General features: G+C 38.8%; 17 protein-coding genes, 1 pseudogene and 1 riboswitch. Of the genes and pseudogenes, 9 read left to right on the top strand and 9 right to left on the bottom strand.

The genetic code is table 11. The features are described from left to right. Nucleotide 1: 1 nt before the first annotated feature. The 4 genes from B091_RS0106825 to B091_RS12475 all read right to left on the bottom strand — a co-directional run bounded on the left by B091_RS0106825 (nt 2) and on the right by B091_RS12475 (nt 3,664). A complete protein-coding gene (locus B091_RS0106825) occupies nt 2-1,150 on the bottom strand; it encodes an efflux RND transporter periplasmic adaptor subunit (protein WP_018109266.1) in 1,149 nt (382 codons plus the stop codon). 99 nt (nt 1,151-1,249) lie between these two features. Continuing rightward, complete coding sequence (locus tag B091_RS11880) at nt 1,250-1,690, bottom strand: DUF6769 family protein (RefSeq protein WP_018109265.1); 441 nt, start codon at nt 1,688-1,690, stop codon at nt 1,250-1,252. Between the two features lie 39 nt (nt 1,691-1,729). Further along, the gene (locus tag B091_RS0106815) at nt 1,730-3,361 is read right to left on the bottom strand and encodes an ABC-F family ATP-binding cassette domain-containing protein (protein WP_018109264.1); all 1,632 of its coding nucleotides are present in this window, start codon (nt 3,359-3,361) and stop codon (nt 1,730-1,732) included. 87 nt (nt 3,362-3,448) lie between these two features. After that, nucleotides 3,449-3,664, bottom strand: coding sequence for a cysteine-rich CWC family protein (locus tag B091_RS12475; protein ID WP_081605813.1), 216 nt, complete (start codon nt 3,662-3,664; stop codon nt 3,449-3,451). 152 nt (nt 3,665-3,816) lie between these two features. Next, a riboswitch (cobalamin riboswitch) is annotated at nt 3,817-4,012 on the bottom strand. A gap of 473 nt (nt 4,013-4,485) precedes the next feature. On the opposite strand from B091_RS12475, the pseudogene B091_RS12470 reads away from it, so the two are divergent. Both B091_RS12470 and B091_RS0106795 read left to right on the top strand, forming a co-directional pair. Continuing rightward, a pseudogene (locus B091_RS12470) lies at nt 4,486-5,424 on the top strand (IS3 family transposase); the annotation flags it as partial. Nucleotides 5,425-5,545: 121 nt separating this feature from the next. Continuing rightward, on the top strand, nt 5,546-6,037 hold the full coding sequence (locus B091_RS0106795; RefSeq protein ID WP_018109260.1) for a metallophosphoesterase family protein: 492 nt from the start codon (nt 5,546-5,548) through the stop codon (nt 6,035-6,037). Between the two features lie 8 nt (nt 6,038-6,045). Here the strand turns inward: B091_RS0106795 and B091_RS0106790 are convergent, their stop codons facing one another. Continuing rightward, nucleotides 6,046-6,939, bottom strand: coding sequence for a 1,4-dihydroxy-2-naphthoate polyprenyltransferase (locus tag B091_RS0106790; protein ID WP_018109259.1), 894 nt, complete (start codon nt 6,937-6,939; stop codon nt 6,046-6,048). A 203-nt stretch (nt 6,940-7,142) separates the two neighbouring features. Between B091_RS0106790 and B091_RS0106785 the strand changes: the two genes are divergently transcribed. Beyond that, nucleotides 7,143-7,922 (top strand): metallophosphoesterase, encoded by a 780-nt coding sequence (locus tag B091_RS0106785; protein WP_018109258.1) that lies wholly within the window; start codon nt 7,143-7,145, stop codon nt 7,920-7,922. On the opposite strand, the gene nadD is transcribed toward B091_RS0106785, so the two are convergent. The 3 genes from nadD to B091_RS0106770 all read right to left on the bottom strand — a co-directional run bounded on the left by nadD (nt 7,916) and on the right by B091_RS0106770 (nt 10,028). After that, nucleotides 7,916-8,494 (bottom strand): nicotinate (nicotinamide) nucleotide adenylyltransferase, encoded by a 579-nt coding sequence (gene nadD / locus B091_RS0106780; protein ID WP_018109257.1) that lies wholly within the window; start codon nt 8,492-8,494, stop codon nt 7,916-7,918. The two genes, B091_RS0106785 and nadD, sit on opposite strands and share 7 nt — an antisense overlap. Nucleotides 8,495-8,583: 89 nt before the next feature. Then, nucleotides 8,584-9,150, bottom strand: a complete 567-nt coding sequence (gene gmk / locus B091_RS0106775) for a guanylate kinase (protein ID WP_018109256.1) — start codon at nt 9,148-9,150, stop codon at nt 8,584-8,586. Beyond that, on the bottom strand, nt 9,150-10,028 hold the full coding sequence (locus tag B091_RS0106770; protein ID WP_025069498.1) for a YicC/YloC family endoribonuclease: 879 nt from the start codon (nt 10,026-10,028) through the stop codon (nt 9,150-9,152). Before B091_RS0106770 ends, gmk begins: the two co-directional genes overlap by 1 nt. A gap of 77 nt (nt 10,029-10,105) precedes the next feature. Here B091_RS0106770 and tsaB point away from each other — a divergent pair, with 77 nt between their 5' ends. The 6 genes from tsaB (at nt 10,106) to rseP (ending at nt 16,053) form a co-directional block, all read left to right on the top strand. After that, on the top strand, nt 10,106-10,798 hold the full coding sequence (gene tsaB / locus B091_RS0106765; RefSeq protein WP_018109254.1) for a tRNA (adenosine(37)-N6)-threonylcarbamoyltransferase complex dimerization subunit type 1 TsaB: 693 nt from the start codon (nt 10,106-10,108) through the stop codon (nt 10,796-10,798). A 41-nt stretch (nt 10,799-10,839) separates the two neighbouring features. Beyond that, nucleotides 10,840-11,442, top strand: a complete 603-nt coding sequence (locus B091_RS0106760) for a DUF4290 domain-containing protein (protein WP_018109253.1) — start codon at nt 10,840-10,842, stop codon at nt 11,440-11,442. 67 nt (nt 11,443-11,509) lie between these two features. Further along, nucleotides 11,510-12,814 (top strand): UDP-N-acetylglucosamine 1-carboxyvinyltransferase, encoded by a 1,305-nt coding sequence (murA, locus tag B091_RS0106755; protein ID WP_018109252.1) that lies wholly within the window; start codon nt 11,510-11,512, stop codon nt 12,812-12,814. Continuing rightward, nucleotides 12,811-13,335 carry a ribosome maturation factor RimM gene (gene rimM, locus B091_RS0106750; protein ID WP_018109251.1) on the top strand — a complete coding sequence of 175 codons (525 nt, stop codon included), beginning with the start codon at nt 12,811-12,813 and terminating at the stop codon, nt 13,333-13,335. Before murA ends, rimM begins: the two co-directional genes overlap by 4 nt. 195 nt (nt 13,336-13,530) lie before the next feature. Next, nucleotides 13,531-14,700, top strand: a complete 1,170-nt coding sequence (locus B091_RS0106745) for a 1-deoxy-D-xylulose-5-phosphate reductoisomerase (protein WP_018109250.1) — start codon at nt 13,531-13,533, stop codon at nt 14,698-14,700. A 36-nt stretch (nt 14,701-14,736) separates the two neighbouring features. Next, nucleotides 14,737-16,053 carry an RIP metalloprotease RseP gene (gene rseP / locus B091_RS0106740; RefSeq protein ID WP_018109249.1) on the top strand — a complete coding sequence of 439 codons (1,317 nt, stop codon included), beginning with the start codon at nt 14,737-14,739 and terminating at the stop codon, nt 16,051-16,053. A gap of 113 nt (nt 16,054-16,166) precedes the next feature. Here rseP and alaS read toward each other — a convergent pair whose 3' ends face one another. Further along, nucleotides 16,167-18,788 (bottom strand): alanine--tRNA ligase, encoded by a 2,622-nt coding sequence (gene alaS / locus B091_RS0106735; protein ID WP_025069499.1) that lies wholly within the window; start codon nt 18,786-18,788, stop codon nt 16,167-16,169. Between the last annotated feature and the right edge of the window lie 7 nt (nt 18,789-18,795).

Here is an 18,795-nt window from a genome sequence, read left to right as displayed (position 1 = left end):
TTTAGTGTTCGTGTGTATGTGCAGGAATTGAGCTGCTAGCTGAAGCTAGTTTGATTTGTTGTGCACCATGTGTTACGATAACATCTCCTGGTTCGATACCACTTAAAATCTGGATTATCTCACCGTTATCTTCTCCGAGTTTAACCTCTATCTTTTCGTATTCAGCTTCACAAACTTTTTTATAAACAAAGAATAAACCTTGCTCTTCTGTAATAGCAGAAAAAGGTAGGCAAATGCTGTTTTGATAAGTTTTAGAGAGCAAGAAGACCTCGACAAATGAGCCAGGTACTATATCTCCCACATTATTGAAGGCAAAGGTTATAGGAATAAGATATTCATTAGTTGCAGGCGATTTGCCATACGAAACAACCTCACCACCTAGGTCGGCAAGTTTATAGACAGACTCCTTGTAAGGAGATTTGAAATGGGCTGTATTGATGTCTTTTAGTTGGCTGTAATACCTTTCTGAGACCTCTGCTTTGAGGTAAAGTCGTTGGTTTTGAGTAATGGTCATTAAGGTTTGTCCAATCCCTACAAAATCTCCCTCATTGACAAGAATAGATTTTACAAAACCTGTAAGTGGTGACTTGATTTGTTGTCCTTTTTCGCTATAGTTTTTCGAAATAGCCTCATAACTCAATTTAGCATTTTCATACTCTTGCTTGATTTTAGAGAACTCTTTGAGCGTTACGATTTGCTTTTCTGCAAGAGGTAAAACACGGTCATACTCTTCTTTAGCAGTAAAATAACTGATTCGAGCTCTTAAGACAGGGTCTCCATCTTGAAGGTATTTTGAGGAGAGTGCGGCCACATTTTGACCTTTTTGTACGGCTGTACCTTCAACTAGATTTTTGGGTAGTCTAGCGATTCCAGCCACTGATGCAACAACAGCCGACTCGTCACCTTGAGCGACCAAAATTTGGCCTCCCGTTTTAATTACGCTATTGAAGGGTTGCAGGGATATTGTATCCCATTTTACGCCAGCTGCTACCGCTTTGTCTAAGCTAAGCTCAATAACGTTTTCTCCGTGCTCGTGATTGTGCTCTTCGGTCTCTTCAGTTTTGTCTGTTGATTTGTCTGTGCTTGGTTTACACGAATATAAGCTGAGAATGCACGCAAGTGCTATATATATATGTATGTATCTGTTCATGTTAATTCTTTATAAATGATAAATAGGAATTACTTAAACTGTAAACGTTCAGTAAGTTATATTTTATTTGTTTGAAACTCAAGTCTCTAACAAATAAATTTATACATTTATAAAAGGTGGAGCTCGCCGACTCTTGATATCGGCAGGGGGAGTCGTATAGTAGTTGTTGAGATAGAGGGTATCTAGTGACTTAATCTCGCTCTTTGACGAAAGAAAGACTATGACAAACTCCGAAATATTCAGATTGAAAAGTTGTAGTGTATTCTGTTCAAACTGAACTTGATTTGTTCCGGCTTTGATTGCATGCATACTGGCAGGGCAGCCTTTACCATTACAATCCTCTTTATCAGCAGTCGAATTTGTACTGTGTTTACACTCTACAGCACAATAACAGATTTCGTCTAAGCCCATAACATCATCATCAACATTCATACATATGCCGAGCATATTGGAATGGTGATGATGCGGAATGGTTGGTATTGCCACTATTACAAGGGCAACACAAGCCAATATCCAGGTTATGAATCTCTTCTTTGTCATCTGTTTAAAATACTTAAGCGCTAAAGATAGAATAAAAACTTACTTTTCAAGCTCTTTGAGTGACTCAATTTTCTTGTTTTGTAAGAATTCGTATATGCCTCCAAGATGCTCTCTGATTTTTTGATTTCCAAATTCATAGATTTTATCAACCAGCCCGTCGAGGAAATCTCTATCGTGAGAAACTAAAATCAGCGTACCGTCAAATTTAATAAGTGCTTGTTTAAGAACATCTTTAGTTTTGAGGTCAAGGTGGTTGGTTGGCTCATCCAGAATCAAGAGGTTTACAGGTTCGAGTAAAAGTTTGAGTAGGGCAAGTCGAGTTCTTTCACCACCCGAGAGTACCTTTACTTTTTTAGTCGACTCTTCACCACCAAACATAAATGCACCAAGCAGATCTTTAATTCTGTTTCTGATTTCTCCTACGGCTACATCGTCGATAGTTTGAAAAACAGTAAGTTCATCGTTGAGTAATGAGGCTTGATTTTGAGCAAAATAGCCAATCTTAATATTATGTCCGAGTTTCAACTCTCCATCGTGGTCGATTTCTCCCATGATGCTTTTGACAAGGGTCGATTTACCAGCACCGTTTTTACCCACAAAGGCTAGTTTATCTCCTCGTTCGATAACCAGATTAGCTCCTTTAAAGATTACATTATCGTCGTAGCTTTTGCCCACGTTGTCCATAATTACAGGATAGTTTCCTGAACGAGGAGCTGGTGGGAAGCGTAGACGAATGGCCGAGTTGTCAATCTCATCTACCTCAATGATTTGTAGCTTTTCGAGCATCTTTACTCTACTCTGAACCTGAAGGGTTTTGGAGTAGGTGCCTTTAAAGCGTTCGATAAAATCTGTTGTTTCGGCAATGAATTTCTTTTGCTCTTCGTAGGCCTTGAGTTGTTGCTCACGACGCTCTTCACGAAGTTGGAGATATTGAGAGTAGTTGACCTTGTAGTCGTAAATGCGCCCCATAGTTACCTCAATGGTACGTGTGGTGATATTGTCGACAAATTTCCGGTCGTGACTAATGACTACTACCGCTTTGCCACTTTGAATGAGGAACTCCTCTAACCATTGGATAGATTCGATGTCTAAGTGGTTGGTCGGCTCATCGAGAAGTAAAACATCGGGGTCTTGTAGTAGAAGTTTACCGAGTTCAATACGCATACGCCATCCACCACTAAACTCTGAAGTTTGGCGGCCAAAGTCTTCACGTGAAAATCCTAAACCCAATAGGGTTTTTTCGATACTTTCATCGTAATTGATCTCTTCGATGGTATAAAATTTCTCGCTAAGGGTAGAGACTCTTTCGATAAGTTGCATGTACTCATCGCTTTCGTAGTCGGTACGAGTAGAGAGTTGCTCATTAAGCTCTTCGATTTCTTTCTCCATATTATGGATACTTGCAAAGGCTTGAGCAGCCTCTTCGAACACTGTTCGACCATCTTCGGTCATCAAGTGTTGTGGTAGATAAGCGATGGTAGCCTCTTTGGGAGCCGAAACTCTACCTCGAGTGGCTTCGCGCTTACCCGAAAGTATTTTTAATAGGGTAGATTTACCTGCCCCATTCTTTCCCATCAAAGCGATTCTATCGCTAGGGTTAATAACAAAAGATACATCACTAAAGAGTGCTGCACCACCAAATTCTACGGTTAGTCCTTCTACTGAAATCATATAGTTAATAATTGAGCCGACAAAGATAGGCTTAATTCATCAAAGGATAAGAATCAGTGCGATAGAAAAATAGGTGGTGCACACAAGTTATTTGGATGCCTTCAAATATTTGGGGTTAACTCCCATGCTATTATAGCTTGAGCTAATCTCTTTAAGACAATTAGGACAGAGACAATCGTCGTAATTGTCTTTTATATAATCCTTTGTTCCTGGTGTAAGGCTAGTGTGTGAGCATTTGCATAGTTCAACTCTGTCTTGTCTACAGCCAAAGCTTGTTGAGCAACGTGTACATATCTTTTTCATAACTTCTGGGTTTAAAATGTTTTACAGTTTTAATTACAAAAGCCCTTTACAAACTCTGATAATGCAAAGTCGATAAAGATAAATGAATCCAAATAGTCCGATATGTAATGTTTAAGGGAGTTGTTTGAGACATTATACTTTTTCGCGAAGCATTGTCAATCCAAGTTAAGGCAGGTATCCTGGCTCTCACTATTTCTATATTCCTTCCCATTTCATATTGGTTGAAACAGTGGCTTTATATATAGAAACATTACAGTGATTACAGTTGCGCGACAGCTCACGAATTAAACGTGATTCCCTATTCTCCTCTTTATAAAAGTTTTAGAGGCACCCTAATGGTTGATGAGTAAGTGAAAGAACGATTCTTGTTTTAAATATAATCATTAAACCCAAATGAGGCCCTAATTGTTCAATGATTTACTCACAAAGAGTAAACCACTAGGTGGTTTGCCCGCTGCGAGTAAGTGGAAAGCGATAAGCGAGTAGGTGGTTTTTGAAATATATAGAGCCAGGTCAATCCACTCAAAATATGCTAATCAAACGCTTTAACGGTAGCTACCGTAGAGGAGAGGTGTGCTCAAATGATATATATTTGAAACCTTAAAGCAAGTTAGATAGCAAACAAGAATATGGATGAATGATTATATTAATCATCGACCAAACCAAGCTTTAGGTAATTTGTCCCCTATAAATCACAGCTAATAACTATATTGATAAATTGGAATTATAAGTGGTTCTAATTTGGGGAAGCCGACATTGGTGTAAGCTTCCCCAAAAATAGAACTGTTTAAAAATGGAAAAACATTAAATTAGACAGCATTATGAGAAAGAGCAAATTTAGTCCCACGCAGATCGCTAAGATTTTAAAAGAGTTTGATCTTGGTAAGAGTGCCAAAAGAGATTATCCGTGAGCATGGTGTTAGTAGCTCAACTTTTTATAAATGGCGTTCAAAATACGCGGGCATGAGTAGTAAAGAGCTTAAACGCATCAAAGAGCTTGAGGAAGAAAACGTGCGGCTCAAACAGATGTATGCTAACCTATCGCTAGACTATGAGTTAGCTAAGGAGATTATCGAAAAAAAGCTTTAAAGCCCTGTCAAAAGCGAAGTATAGCAAAGGAGTTTACCCGTTACGGCATCAACAGGGCGTGTCGAGTATTACGCTTAAGTGAAAGTATTTATTATCATAAGCATTTGGTCAAAGATGATGGGCACATGGAGCAAGCTCTTCAAAATAAAGCCCAAAAACATCCAGAAGAAGGATTTTGGAAAGCTTATAACCGTTTAAGAAGTGAAGGTAAAGAGTGGAATCATAAACGTGTACATAGGATTTATGTAGCCTTGGGGCTTCCATTGCGTAGAAAGGTAAAAAAGTGATTACCCACTCGCCTAAAGGAGCCACTCGAGATACCCAGTGAACTCAATCACACGTGGAGTATTGATTTTGTGACAGATGTTTTGGATAATAAAAGGCGTTTTAGAGCTTTTAATGTAATAGACGATTATAATAGGGAGGTTTTGCATATAGAGATCGACTATTCGCTCACGAGTAACCGCGTAATATGGGTATTAAATCATCTGATTAACAGAAGGGGTAAACCACAAAAAGTACGCATGGATAATGGTCCTGAGTTTATAGCTAAAATAGCTTCAATATGGAGTGAAATGCAACAAATAGTTTTTAAATATATAGAGCCAGGTAAACCCACTCAAAATGTGCTAATCGAGCGCTTTAATGGTAGTTACCGTAGAGGTATGCTCAAATGATATATATTTGAAACTGGATATGCTAACCAAATTAATAGTATTAGTTAAGCCATACTTTTATATTTATTCTTTTTCTTATAGTATCTTCGCTACACGAAAAAACTGAAAATAGATTATGACTAGAATAGGACTATTATCCGATACACATGGCTTTTGGGACGACAAATACCTCACTTACTTTACCGATTGCGACGAAATCTGGCATGCTGGCGATATTGGCTCAGCTGCACTGATTCATAAGCTTGCTGAGTATAAAAAGGTGAGGGCAGTTTATGGTAATATCGATGGACAAGACATTCGTAAAGAATTCCCCGAAGTTAATCGTTTTACTATCGATGGTGCTGATGTGTTGATTAAACATATCGGAGGTTATCCTGGCCGGTACGACCGTTCGATTCAAGACACGCTGTTTATTCGTCCTCCTAAGCTGTTTATAAGTGGACATTCACATATATTGAAGGTAAAGTTCGATAAGACGCTAAATATGTTGCATATTAACCCTGGAGCTGCTGGTATCTCGGGCTTTCATAAGGTTCGTACGATGGTGCGCTTCACTATTGATAAAGGTACTTTTAGCGATCTTGAAGTTATTGAACTTGCTGGTTAAGAAGCTGATTAACGGCTTAAGAAAAATCCTACCGAGAGTAATATCCCCAATAATAAAATATTTTTCGAGGTCTTGCCTAGTATTCCGTTGAGTGCTTTGCCTTGTGTTGATTTCATCTCCCTATAAGTTCGGATATGTGGGAGGAGATAGAGTAGGGGGAGTTGTGCAGCAAAGGTATAACCCTCAAAAAGATAAATTAAGGGTAAAGTACCTGCCAGCAGACCCACGACCAAATAGAACTGAGCCCCAAAGTTTTTCCCAAAGCGAACGATTAGTGTACGCTTGCCACTCTTAAGGTCTTCGGTGTAATCTCGGTAGTTGTTAACAATCAGTAGCGTATTGATAGCTAGTCCACAAATAACTGAAGCCAGTGTTACTTCCCAACTCCAGTCTAGCGTTTGTACATAATAAGTGCCTCCAACAGGGACAAAGCCAAAGAAGATAAGTACCAAAACATCTCCATAACCGTGGTATGAGAGCGGATATGGACCTGTAGTGTAAGCAAATGCAAAAACCACACAGAGTATACCTACGATAATGAGTTGCCAGCCTCCAAAATAGACTAAGCTTAAACCTACTAAGCAAGCTATTGTTATGATAACGATAATCCCCAAGCGCATGGCCTTGGGCGAAATCCAACCTTGACTACAGGCACGTTCAGGGCCTAGTCGGTCTTCTCGATCTGTTCCTTTAAGGTAATCGTATAGGTCGTTGATAAAATTGGCTGCAATTTGCATGAGTCCTGCGAATACCCCGCAAATTAGAGCCGGTAACCACTGAAAAGACCCATTTAAGAAGGCTAGTGCAGTACCAATAATTACGGGCACTAATGCACCTGATAAAGTTTTAGGGCGGGCTGCTAGAACCCAAGCTTGGATGGAGTTTTTTTGAATATATTGCATGAAAAAGATCGTTTATACGCTTACTTTGAGCAAAGATAGAAAACATTAATGTCACTGTTTAAATTAACTACATGAAAATAATAAAATTACTTACCCCTCACTATTCACTTCTCTGGAGTATTTATCTGTTCTTTTTTCTGGTGTCCTGTCGAAGTTCAGATAGTTTAGTTACTCCCAAAAAAGTTGCGGATAAACCGTCTATTATGACTAATCTTAGGCGACTAGACTTAGAGACTACAGGTATTAATCGATTGGCCGAATATACTGTTGTGCACCGTGATATACCTCAAGACTTTGACGGTAAAACTATTCTTTTTATTTCCGATTTGCACTATCCTAGTCTGTTTGCAAAAGAGGATATCTATAAGCTAAGCAGTTATCTTTCGACTTTAGATTATGATATACTTTGTCTTGGAGGGGATTATCACGAAGATATAACCCTAATTGATACGTTGTTTGATGAACTTGGTAAGCATGTTCCTGCTTTAGGAGCATTTGCGGTGATGGGTAATAACGATTACGAGAGAGGTTACGAACAGGTCGTTGAGGCAATGAAAAGGAATAATATCCAGCTCTTAGAGCATGAGGTCGCTCAAATAGGGATAAATCGTGAGAAGCTATTTATAGTTGGGGTACGCAATCCTTTTGATCTTACTAAAAATGGAGTTTCTCCTTCGCTAGATATGAAAGCTAATAATTTCGTGATTTTACTGACTCATACGCCCGATTATGCTGAAGATGTAGCTATTGGACCAACAGATTTGGTTTTGGCAGGACACACGCATGGTGGGCAGGTACGCATTTTTGGGGTAGCACCAATTGTACCCTCCAAGTATGACCAACGCTTTCTTTCGGGGCTAGTCTATAACTCCGATAAAATCCCCATGCTGGTAACCAACGGTATAGGAACTTCAAACAAAAAAATCAGAATGGGTGCTCCCAGTGAGGTGATGCTTATTCACCTCAAGAGGGCAAGCTATTGATAAAGCTTGTGCTTGGTGATAAATTCAAATACACTGGGGTAAAGAAAATAGCGAAAGTCTTTGCCTTGCTTGATTTTTTCTCTGATTTGGGTGGCGCTGATTTCTATAATCGGCGAGTCGATAAGTTTAACGTTTAGAGGAAGAGTCGAAATATTAACCTCGTAATTCATTCTCGGATAGATAAGTAAGTCGAAATCTCTAAGGATTATTTCACTGCTTTTCCACTTGTGAAAACTATTCCAATTGTCGGCTCCAATAAGTAAAGAGAACTTGTACTCAGGATAGCTCTTTTGAAGTTCTCGGAGTGTGTTGATCGTGTAGGAAGGGCGTGGCAGACTAAACTCGAGGTCGCAGAGTTTAAATTTGTCGTAGCCAGTTATGGCTATCTTAACCATCTTTAATCGAAGTTGGTCTTGAGCTAAAATCTGAGCCGACTTGAGTGGGTTTTCCGGGGTAACCATAAACCAAAGTTCATCAACCTGATTGGTCTCACAAACATAGTTGGCAAGTGCTAGATGCCCAATATGTATGGGATTAAATGAACCACTAAAAACAGCTACTCTTTTCTTCATAATAGGGGTGTGAAAATAAACCTCAACACAGTATCTTTAGCTAAAGATACTGTGTTGAGGCCTAATATAGAAATATATTCTTGTTTGAATTATGCTTCAATAAATTCTTTGACAATCTTGTAAGCCTCTTTTTGGGCTGTTTCTAGATCATCATTGATTATAATCTTATCGAATTTTGAAGCAAAGCTTAATTCGTATTCTGCTCTACTGATGCGTTGTTCGATAACTTCGTGTGAGTCGGTAGCACGTCCGTGCAATCTCTTTCGCAACTCCTCTATAGAAGGGGGTTGAATAAAGATCGACAATGCTTTGTCTTTGTAAAAGTTCTTGATATTGCATCCGCCCAAAACATCGACATCGAAAATTACGTGTTGACCCGCTTCGAGTTGTTTGGTCACCTCACTTTTTAGTGTACCGTAGAAACGATCGGTATAAACCTCTTCGTATTCTAAGAACTCGTCATTAGCAATGCGCTTTTTAAACTCTTCAGGCGACAAAAAGAAGTAATGATGTCCGTGTTGTTCTTCACCTCTTGGTGGTCGGCTAGTTGCTGAAATTGAAAAGACTAGATTTAAGTCTTGTTCTAGCAAGTAGTTGATAATAGTCGATTTACCAGAGCCCGAAGGAGCCGAAAATATAATTAGTTTACCCGCCATTACAATACGTTCAATACCTGTTCTTTGATTTGTTCTAATTCGTCTTTCATCTGAACCACAATTTTTTGCATCTCTGCGTGGTTTGATTTACTACCCAAGGTGTTTATTTCACGACCAATTTCTTGAGAGATGAAACCAAGTTTTTTACCTTGTCCTGCTTCACCATTGAGTGTTGTGATGAAATAATCTAAGTGGTGATTTAAGCGTTGCTTTTCTTCGTTTACATCGAGTTTCTCAATGTAAAAAATAAGCTCTTGCTCTAAGCGGTTATTGTCGTACTCTACATCAAGTGCATTCTCGAGGCTATCCGTAATTCTTTCTCTAACCTTTTCGATACGTTCTTTATCGTAGGGCTCAACTTGTTTGAGTAATTGCGCTATTTGCTCTATATTGTGTTGGAATTTAGTTTCGAGTGCTTCGCCTTCTTGGTTACGGAAAGTAACCAAATGATCTACGGCTTCATTAATACCTTTCATAACTTCTTTCCACTCTTCGTCGGTAACTTCTTCCACCTCAGGCTTTGTAAGTACGTCGGGCATGCGAAGTAAGGTTTGAAACCAATCAGCGGGCAATGGGAGGTTTAGGTTTTGTGCTACAGAGTTAATTTGCTTATAATAGCTTTCGATAAGCTTCTCATTTACGATTACTGCAGCATCACTTAGATCATCTTTTTCAACCCAAAGATTGAAGTCAACTTTACCCCTAGCTATGCGATTGGATAGAAGTTGGCGGATTTCAATTTCTTTGTCACGGTATGAAGGTGCTATGCGTGTCGATAAGTCTAAGGATTTACTATTCAAAGATTTAACTTCAATCGTAATCTTTTTATTGGTGAGGTTAGCCACAGCCTTACCATAACCTGTCATTGATTGTATCATATACTTGTTGTTTTGTGCAAAAGTAAAGGATTTTTCGTAAATATGAGTTATATTTGTACAATATTAAATCGAAAGTTATGTCGTGTATACTACACATTGAAACGTCTACTGCTGTATGTTCTGTTGCAGTAAGTCAAGACACGGATGTAATCTTTAAAAAAGAAGAGTTCGAAGGGCCTTCACACGCTGTTTTATTAGGCGTATTTATTGATGAAGCGCTCTCATTTATAGATAGTTTAGCAATCCCTTTAGATGCTGTTGCTGTGAGTTGTGGCCCTGGTTCTTATACAGGGTTACGTATTGGAGTATCTATGGCTAAAGGTGTTTGTTACGGTAGAAATATCCCCTTAATTGGGTTACCTACCCTAAAAGTGCTTACAGTTCCTCTATTATTATATCATTCTATCCCCGATGATGCTCTGTTTTGCCCTATGATTGATGCCCGAAGAATGGAAGTTTATTCGGCTATGTACGATCGTTCGCTAACAGAGGTGAAAAAAATATCGGCAGATATAATTGATGAGAATTCTTATAAAGAGTTCTTAGACCAACAACCAATATACTTCTTTGGTGATGGTGCTGCAAAATGTAAAGAACTAATTCAGCATCCCAATGCTCACTTTATTGACAATATTCACCCATTGGCAGCCAATATGATGCCTTTAGCAGAACGTGCAATATGGGATAAAGATTTTGCGGATGTTGCTTATTTTGAGCCTTTTTACTTAAAAGAGTTTGTAGCTACTCAACCTAAAAAAAAAGTGCTTTAGTTACAACAACAAAATTAAAATTAAAATGATGAAAGGAAAGTATGGAATATAATACACAGAAGATGAGGATGCCACTACCAGAGTATGGTCGTAGTGTTCAAGACATGGTTAACCATGCACTTACAATAACTGAAAAAGACGAACGTCAACGTTGTGCAAACACAATTATTGACATCATGGGTAATATGTTTCCACACTTGCGTGATGTGCCTGATTTTAAACATAAGCTTTGGGATCACCTTGCTATTATGTCTGATTTCAAGTTGGATATTGATTATCCTTATGAGATTGTGCGTGAAGACAGCCTTCAAGCACGCCCAGATGTACTCCCTTATCCTCAAACAAGAATCCGTTTTCCCCATTATGGTAAAACTATCGAACGTTTGATTGATCAGGCTATTGCTTTGGAAGACGCTGACGAGAAAAATCACTTGGTCGCTTTAATAGCGAACCATATGCGTAAGGCTTTTATTACGTGGAACAGAGATTCAATTGACGACGATAAGATTAATGCTGATTTGAAAGAACTCTCAAAAGGTAAGCTTGAATTGACTCCTGAGATTCTACAACTTATGAATGTGAGAGTAAACCAGCATCATAATCGACCCAAAAGGAATAATCCGCGTCGAAATCATAAAAACTAATATCATTGAGAGTCTGAATGTTTAAATGCATTCGGTCTAAATCATTAACCGTATTACTTGAAAGACTATGGCTTCATTCATTATAGAAGGTGGGCATAAATTGCATGGAGAGATCCACCCCCAAGGTGCTAAAAACGAAGTGTTACAAATTATTTGTGCTACACTATTAACTCCCGAAGAGGTTACAATTCATAATATTCCAGATATTTTGGATGTGAATAACCTCATTCAACTGATTCGTCAGATAGGTGTTACAGTAAATAAAGTCGGAGTTAGCAGTTATAGCTTCAAGGCAGAAACTGTTGACTTAGAATATTTGTCGAGTGAAGATTTTCTAAAGAAATGTTCTAGCCTGAGAGGTTCTGTTATGTTAATTGGTCCGTTAGTGGCTCGATTTGGCAAAGCGGTAATTTCTAAACCAGGTGGAGATAAGATAGGTCGTCGTCGTTTGGATACTCATCTCGTAGGTATTCAGAAGTTGGGAGCAGAGTTTGCTTACAATGACGAAGACGGTATGTGCGAACTTACTGCTGATAAGCTTAAAGGTTGTTATATGCTTCTTGATGAAGCTTCGGTAACAGGGACAGCCAATATTCTTATGGCTGCTGCTCTAGCCCAAGGCACAACAACAATTTATAATGCTGCTTGTGAACCTTACTTACAACAGCTATGTAAGATGTTGAACCGTATGGGTGCTAAAATTTCGGGCATTGCTTCGAATTTGCTAACTATCGAGGGTGTTGAAACACTTGGTGGTACTGAGCATACGGTGCTTCCCGATATGATTGAAGTAGGTTCGTTTATCGGTATGGCTGCTATGACTGGCAGCGAAATTACTATCAAAAACGTTTCTTATGAAAACTTGGGTATTATCCCCGAAAGCTTCAAACGCCTAGGCATTAAAATAGAGCAACGTGGTGACGATATCTTCGTACCTGCTCAAGAGACTTATGAGATTGATACTTTTATTGATGGTTCAATCATGACTATTTCAGATGCACCTTGGCCTGGGCTTACCCCAGACTTATTAAGTGTATTGCTAGTTGTTGCAACTCAGGCTAAAGGAAATGTACTTATTCATCAAAAGATGTTTGAGAGCCGTTTATTCTTTGTCGATAAACTAATCGATATGGGTGCTCAAATTATTCTTTGTGATCCACACCGTGCTGTTGTTAATGGTCACAATAAAAAATTACAACTTCGAGGAGGCAATATGACCTCTCCTGATATCCGTGCTGGTATTGCATTGCTTATTGCTGCAATGAGTGCCAAGGGAATTAGTCGAATCCATAATATCGAACAAATTGACCGTGGATATCAAGATATCGAAGGTCGACTCAACGCTCTAGGAGCAAGAATCACCCGCTTATGATACGAAAAGAAGAGGTAGTCAAAATTGGTTTTGTAGCCAAAACTCACGGTATATCTGGTGAGTTATCGATTAATTTTTTAAATGATTTGTTTGAGAACTCAGATCCAGACTTAATTGTGTTTGAGTTGGAGGGAATTATGGTTCCCTTCTTTATTGAGCAATATCGTTTTCGTAGTGATACTGCAGCATTAATAAAGCTTGAAGATATTGATACGGAAGAGAAAGCTAAACGTTTGGTTAAAGCTGATATTTACCTACCTCTAGACTTGGTTGAAAACAATGCTAAGGATATGGATCATTATTCGTGGAGTAATTTTCTAGGGTACACGTTGGTTGATACTGAGCTAGGTGCTATAGGTGAAATTACCGATGTTGATGATTCTACGCTTAATATCCTGCTCAAGGTTATCTATCAAGGAGAAGAAACTCTTATTCCTATTGATGAGAACTTAGTAGAGTGGATTAACGTTGAAAAACGCGAAATAGGCATGCAGATTCCATCGGGTTTACTTAGTCTTTAAGGATTTGTAAATTAGCTTGCTTAAGCTAGTATGATTAGCGCATAAATGTTACCTTTGTGCGCTAATGTCTTTTATAATAGGCACATTTAAAACAAAAATTAATCTTAATGTCGTTCGCAATTTTAATGGACTTTGGAGATACAAAACGAAGTTTTTTGGGGTTGTCAGAGGTTGTGGCGCTTTAAGTTCAATATAATGGATGAAATTCAAAAAAAACAGATTGCAATATTAGGCTCAACAGGTTCAATAGGAACTCAGGCACTTGAAGTTATTGATGAACATGCGAATCTCTTTGAGGTCTATGCGCTGACGGCTAATAATAGGGTGGATAAGCTTATTGAGCAGGCTCGTAAGTTTTTGCCCGATGTTGTGGTTATTGCCAATGAATCAAAATATCTATATTTAAAAGAGGCTCTTCAAGACTTGCCAATTAAGGTCTATGCTGGAGCTGATGCAATAGCTCAGATTGTGACAGCTGAACCAATTAATATTGTGCTTACAGCTATGGTTGGCTATGCAGGCTTGTTACCTACTATGGAGGCTATCAAAGCACGTAAGATAATTGCCTTAGCCAATAAAGAAACGCTTGTAGTGGCTGGAGAATTAATTAATCAGCTTGCTCAAGAGTATAATGTACCGATACTTCCTGTCGATTCTGAACACTCTGCAATCTTTCAGTGTTTGTCAGGCGAATATAATAATCCCATTGAAAAAATTATTCTAACAGCTTCTGGAGGTCCTTTTAGAACTTTCAAGTTTGAAGAGTTGGGTGGTGTAACTAAAGCTCAAGCTTTGAATCATCCCAACTGGGAGATGGGAGCTAAAATAACTATTGATTCAGCATCGATGATGAATAAGGGGTTCGAAGTTATTGAAGCAAAATGGCTTTTCGGTGTAAAACCTGAGCAGATAGAGGTACAAGTTCATCCTCAATCCATCGTTCATTCGATGGTCCAATTTGAAGATGGATCAGTAAAAGCTCAATTAGGTGCTCCAGATATGCGTACGCCAATTCAGTATGCTTTTTCATACCCGAATCGTATTAAGTCTTCTGTAGAACGAATAGATTTTAAGAAGTTTAATACATTGACCTTTGAGGAGCCAGATACTAAGCGTTTTCGCAACTTAATGTTGGCCTATCAGGCGATGAATATTGGAGGCAATGCACCATGTATATTGAATGCAGCTAACGAAATTGTTGTTGCAGCTTTCCTACAAGATAGAGTCGGATTCTTAGAAATGAGTGATTTGATAGAGAAAACGCTGAGTGAAATAACATTTATTGCTAGGCCTACTTATGATGATTATGTAGAAACGAATCGTCAAGCTAGAGAGTTTACCGAGCAACTTCTCACAAAGAGATAAGTAAATTAGAATACAAATTAACAGACTATAATTATAATGGAAATATTTTTAATAAAGGCACTGCAATTGATGATGAGCTTATCTCTCCTTGTCATTGTTCATGAGGGAGGACACTTTCTGTTTGCACGTTTATTCAAAGTCCGTGTAGAAACATTTTGTGTTTTCTTCCACCCTTGGTTTAAACTCTTCAAGTATAAACCAAAGAATAGCGATACGGAGTATGTTTTAGGCTGGCTGCCTTTGGGAGGTTATTGTAAAATTTCGGGTATGATTGACGAGTCGATGGATACCGAACAGATGAGTCAACCTGCAAAACCTTGGGAGTTTCGCTCTAAGCCAGCATGGCAACGTTTGTTGATTATGGTTGGTGGTGTATGCTTTAACTTTATCTTGGCGCTAATTATATATGCAGGAATGCTATTTACTTGGGGTGAAACTTATATTGAAACCTCTGAGATACCTAATGGTATGGAGTTCAATGAAGCAGCTCATGAAGTAGGATTCCAAGATGGAGATATTCTCTTATCTGCTGATGGTGTGCCTTTCGGTAAATATGGCTCAAACGTTGTTTCATCAGTAGTTGATGCACGTCAAGTAACGGTTTTGCGTAATGGACAAGAATCTTCAGTCTATATTCCTGAAGACTTTATGCAAAAATTAATGGCGGATGGAACCTCTTTTGCAAGTATTCGTTACTCGACCAAGCTAGGTACAGTTAACCCCGATTATCCTGCGAGCAAAGCAGGCTTGGCAGTAGGAGATAGTCTTGTTGCTATTAATGGAGTAGAAGTTGCTTCTTGGTTTGATATCCTTGATGCTTTAAGTCAGCTCAAAGAACAGCAAGTTTACGACTTCAATGTTGAGGCTTATCGTGGGGCGGATAAACTTGATTTAAGCCTGAAAGCTGACTCAACTTTTCTGTTGGGTATAGGTATTCAAAATATCCCATTCCAAAAGCAAGAGTATTCATTGCTAGCATCAATTCCTGCTGGTGCTAAATTGGGAGTAAACACACTCGCTAACTATGCAAACAGCATGAAGCATGTTTTCTCAAAAGAAGGTGTGAAGCAACTTGGTGGCTTTGGTGCTATTGGTAGTTTCTTCCCCGCCGAATGGAACTGGCTCGCTTTTTGGAATATGACAGCACTGTTGTCTATTATTTTAGCATTTATGAATATCCTACCGATTCCAGCTCTTGATGGTGGTCACGTGCTATTCTTACTCTACGAAATTGTTACAGGGCGTAAACCAAGTGATAAGTTCCTTGAGCGTGCACAAGTAGTAGGTATGTTGATCTTATTTACCCTACTAATCTGGGCTAACTTAAATGATGTATTGCGATTCTTCTTCTAAAAAGAGGCTCGACTTATAAAAAAGAACGGACTATAGAATATTCTATAGTCCGTTCTTTTTTATAAGTCGCTACTAACTAATTTAATGCTCAGCTAGAGTTTCGTGCATGTGCCTTAGCTAAGCTTAGCGAGTTCTAAAACTTTAGCTACAGCTTCATGTAAGCCATCTTTGTTTTTGCCTCCAGCAGTCGCAAAATGCGCCTGGCCACCGCCACCACCTTGGATTAGTTTGGCTGCTTGGCGAACTAGGTCACCAGCTTTTAATCCAGACTCAACTAAATCGTCACTCATCATAACCGTTAGCATTGGTTTGCCACTATCACTGCTTCCTGCTACGAAGAATAAATTATCTTCAATTTCAGAACGCAATTGGAAGGCGATGTTCTTAACCGACTCTGCAGGGATTTCACTTACAAAGCGAATAACCTTGACGCCGTTAATAACTTCAATCTTTTTAATTAAGTTTTGCTTAATCATGATCTCTTTCTCTTTCAAGAAGTCTTCGACTGTCTTTTTAAGCTTAGAGTTCTCTTCGATATGTTTCTCTATTGTAGAAACTAGGTTAGGCGTATTATTGAATAAAGATCTTAATCCTTTAAGTGTATCTTCTACCTCATAGATCATCTTCTCTACTTTAGCTCCTGTCCAGGCCTCAATACGACGAATACCAGATGCTATAGAACCTTCAGATATTATTTTGAAAATACCAATGCTTCCTGTTGCAGGAACGTGTATACCACCACAGAATTCTATCGAATCTTCGAATTGAATAACTCGAACTTCTTCACCATATTTTTCACCAAAAAGAGCTATCGCACCTAGGTCTCTAGCTTCTTGGATTGGAATACTGCGGAATTCTGTTAGGTTGATGTTCTCGCGAATTCTTTCGTTGATTAGTGTCTCGATTTCACGCATCTCTTCATTGCTAACTTTTTGAAAATGTGCAAAGTCAAAGCGAAGGAAGTCTGGAGTTACTAGAGATCCTTTTTGCTCAACATGTACACCTAAAACTTCTCTTAACGCTTGATCTAGCAAGTGAGTAGCAGAGTGGTTGGCAGCAGATGCAGCTCTTTTCTCTCTGTCTACACAAGCCATGAACTCAGCTTCAATGTTTTTAGGCAACTCGTTGGTTATATGAATCGCTAAGTTATTTTCTTTTTTAGTATCAATGATCTCGATAGTTTCCTCTTCGTTAACTAGTACACCAACATCTCCGACTTGTCCACCACTTTCTGCGTAGAAAGGAGTCTGAGCAAGTACGATTTGATAGAACGTGTTTTTCTTTTGAGTTACTTTTCTATAGCGTAGTATAGATGTTTCGTATTCTGTGAAATCGTAACCTACAAACTCGGTTGTTCCTGGTTTTATTTCAACCCAGTCCGATGCTTCAATACTTGCTGCATTACGAGCCCTATCTTTTTGCTTTTGCATTTCTGCTTCAAAGCCTTTTAGGTCAGCTGTCATGCCATTTTCACGAAGGATAAGTTCTGTCAAGTCAAGAGGGAAGCCGTAAGTATCGTACAGCGTAAAAGTTTCTGTGCCACTAACTTCGGTTTGCTTGTTTTTGCGAGATTCTGCAATTGTCTTTTCTAACAATTGAATACCTGTTTCCAGAGTATGCAAGAATGATTCTTCTTCTTCTTTTATTACTTTCTCAATCAGTGTTTTTTGAGCAATTAACTCTGGGTATGCATCACCCATACTTTCATTAAGTACAGGCAATAGCTTATACATAAAAGCCGATCTTTGATTAAGGAAAGTGTAACCGTAGCGTACTGCACGGCGTAGAATTCGACGAATAACATAACCAGCTTTAGCATTGGATGGAAGTTGACCATCAGCAATAGAGAATGCGATTGTGCGGATATGATCAGAGATAACACGCATAGCAATGTCTTTCTTCTCGTCTTGTCCGTATTTATTATTAGATAGGCTTGCTATCTTTTGAATTAGTGGCTGGAAGACATCAGTGTCGTAGTTTGAAGTCTTATGTTGCATAGCCATGCAAAGACGCTCAAACCCCATTCCTGTGTCAATTACTTTATGGGGTAAGCCTACTAGCGAACCATCAGCTTTACGATTGAACTGCATAAATACAAGATTCCAAATCTCAACCACTTGTGGGTGGTCGTTATTTACTAAATCTCTACCTGCTACAGCTTTTCTTTCTTCGTCAGTACGTAAATCGATGTGGATTTCTGAGCAAGGTCCACAAGGACCTGTATCACCCATTTCCCAAAAATTGTCGTGCTTGTTACCGTTGATGATTTGGTCTTTCGGAAGGAATTGCTCCCATAGGGTCGCTGCTTCTTCGTCTCTACCTAGTCCATCTTCGGGGCTGCCTTCAAATACAGAGGCATAAAGTCTGTTAGGGTCAAGTTTTAGAACATCTACAAGATATTCCCAAGCCCATTCAATAGCTTCTTTCTTAAAATAATCGCCGAAAGACCAGTTACCTAGCATTTCGAACATGGTGTGGTGGTATGTATCGTGTCCTACCTCTTCGAGGTCGTTATGCTTACCACTTACACGAAGACATTTTTGAGAATCGGCGACTCTTTTATATTTTGCGGGTTGGTTCCCCAAAATTATATCTTTGAATTGATTCATACCCGCATTTGTAAACATCAATGTGGGGTCATCTTTAATTACCATTGGAGCCGAAGGTACAATTTGGTGTCCTTTAGACTCAAAGAATTGCTTAAATGATTCTCTAATTTCTTTTGCAGTCATCATATCTATA

The organism is Bacteroides propionicifaciens DSM 19291 = JCM 14649, from assembly GCF_000375405.1.
Classification (GTDB): domain Bacteria; phylum Bacteroidota; class Bacteroidia; order Bacteroidales; family Bacteroidaceae; genus Bacteroides_E; species Bacteroides_E propionicifaciens.
This window is presented reverse-complemented; position numbering and strand designations above follow the sequence as displayed.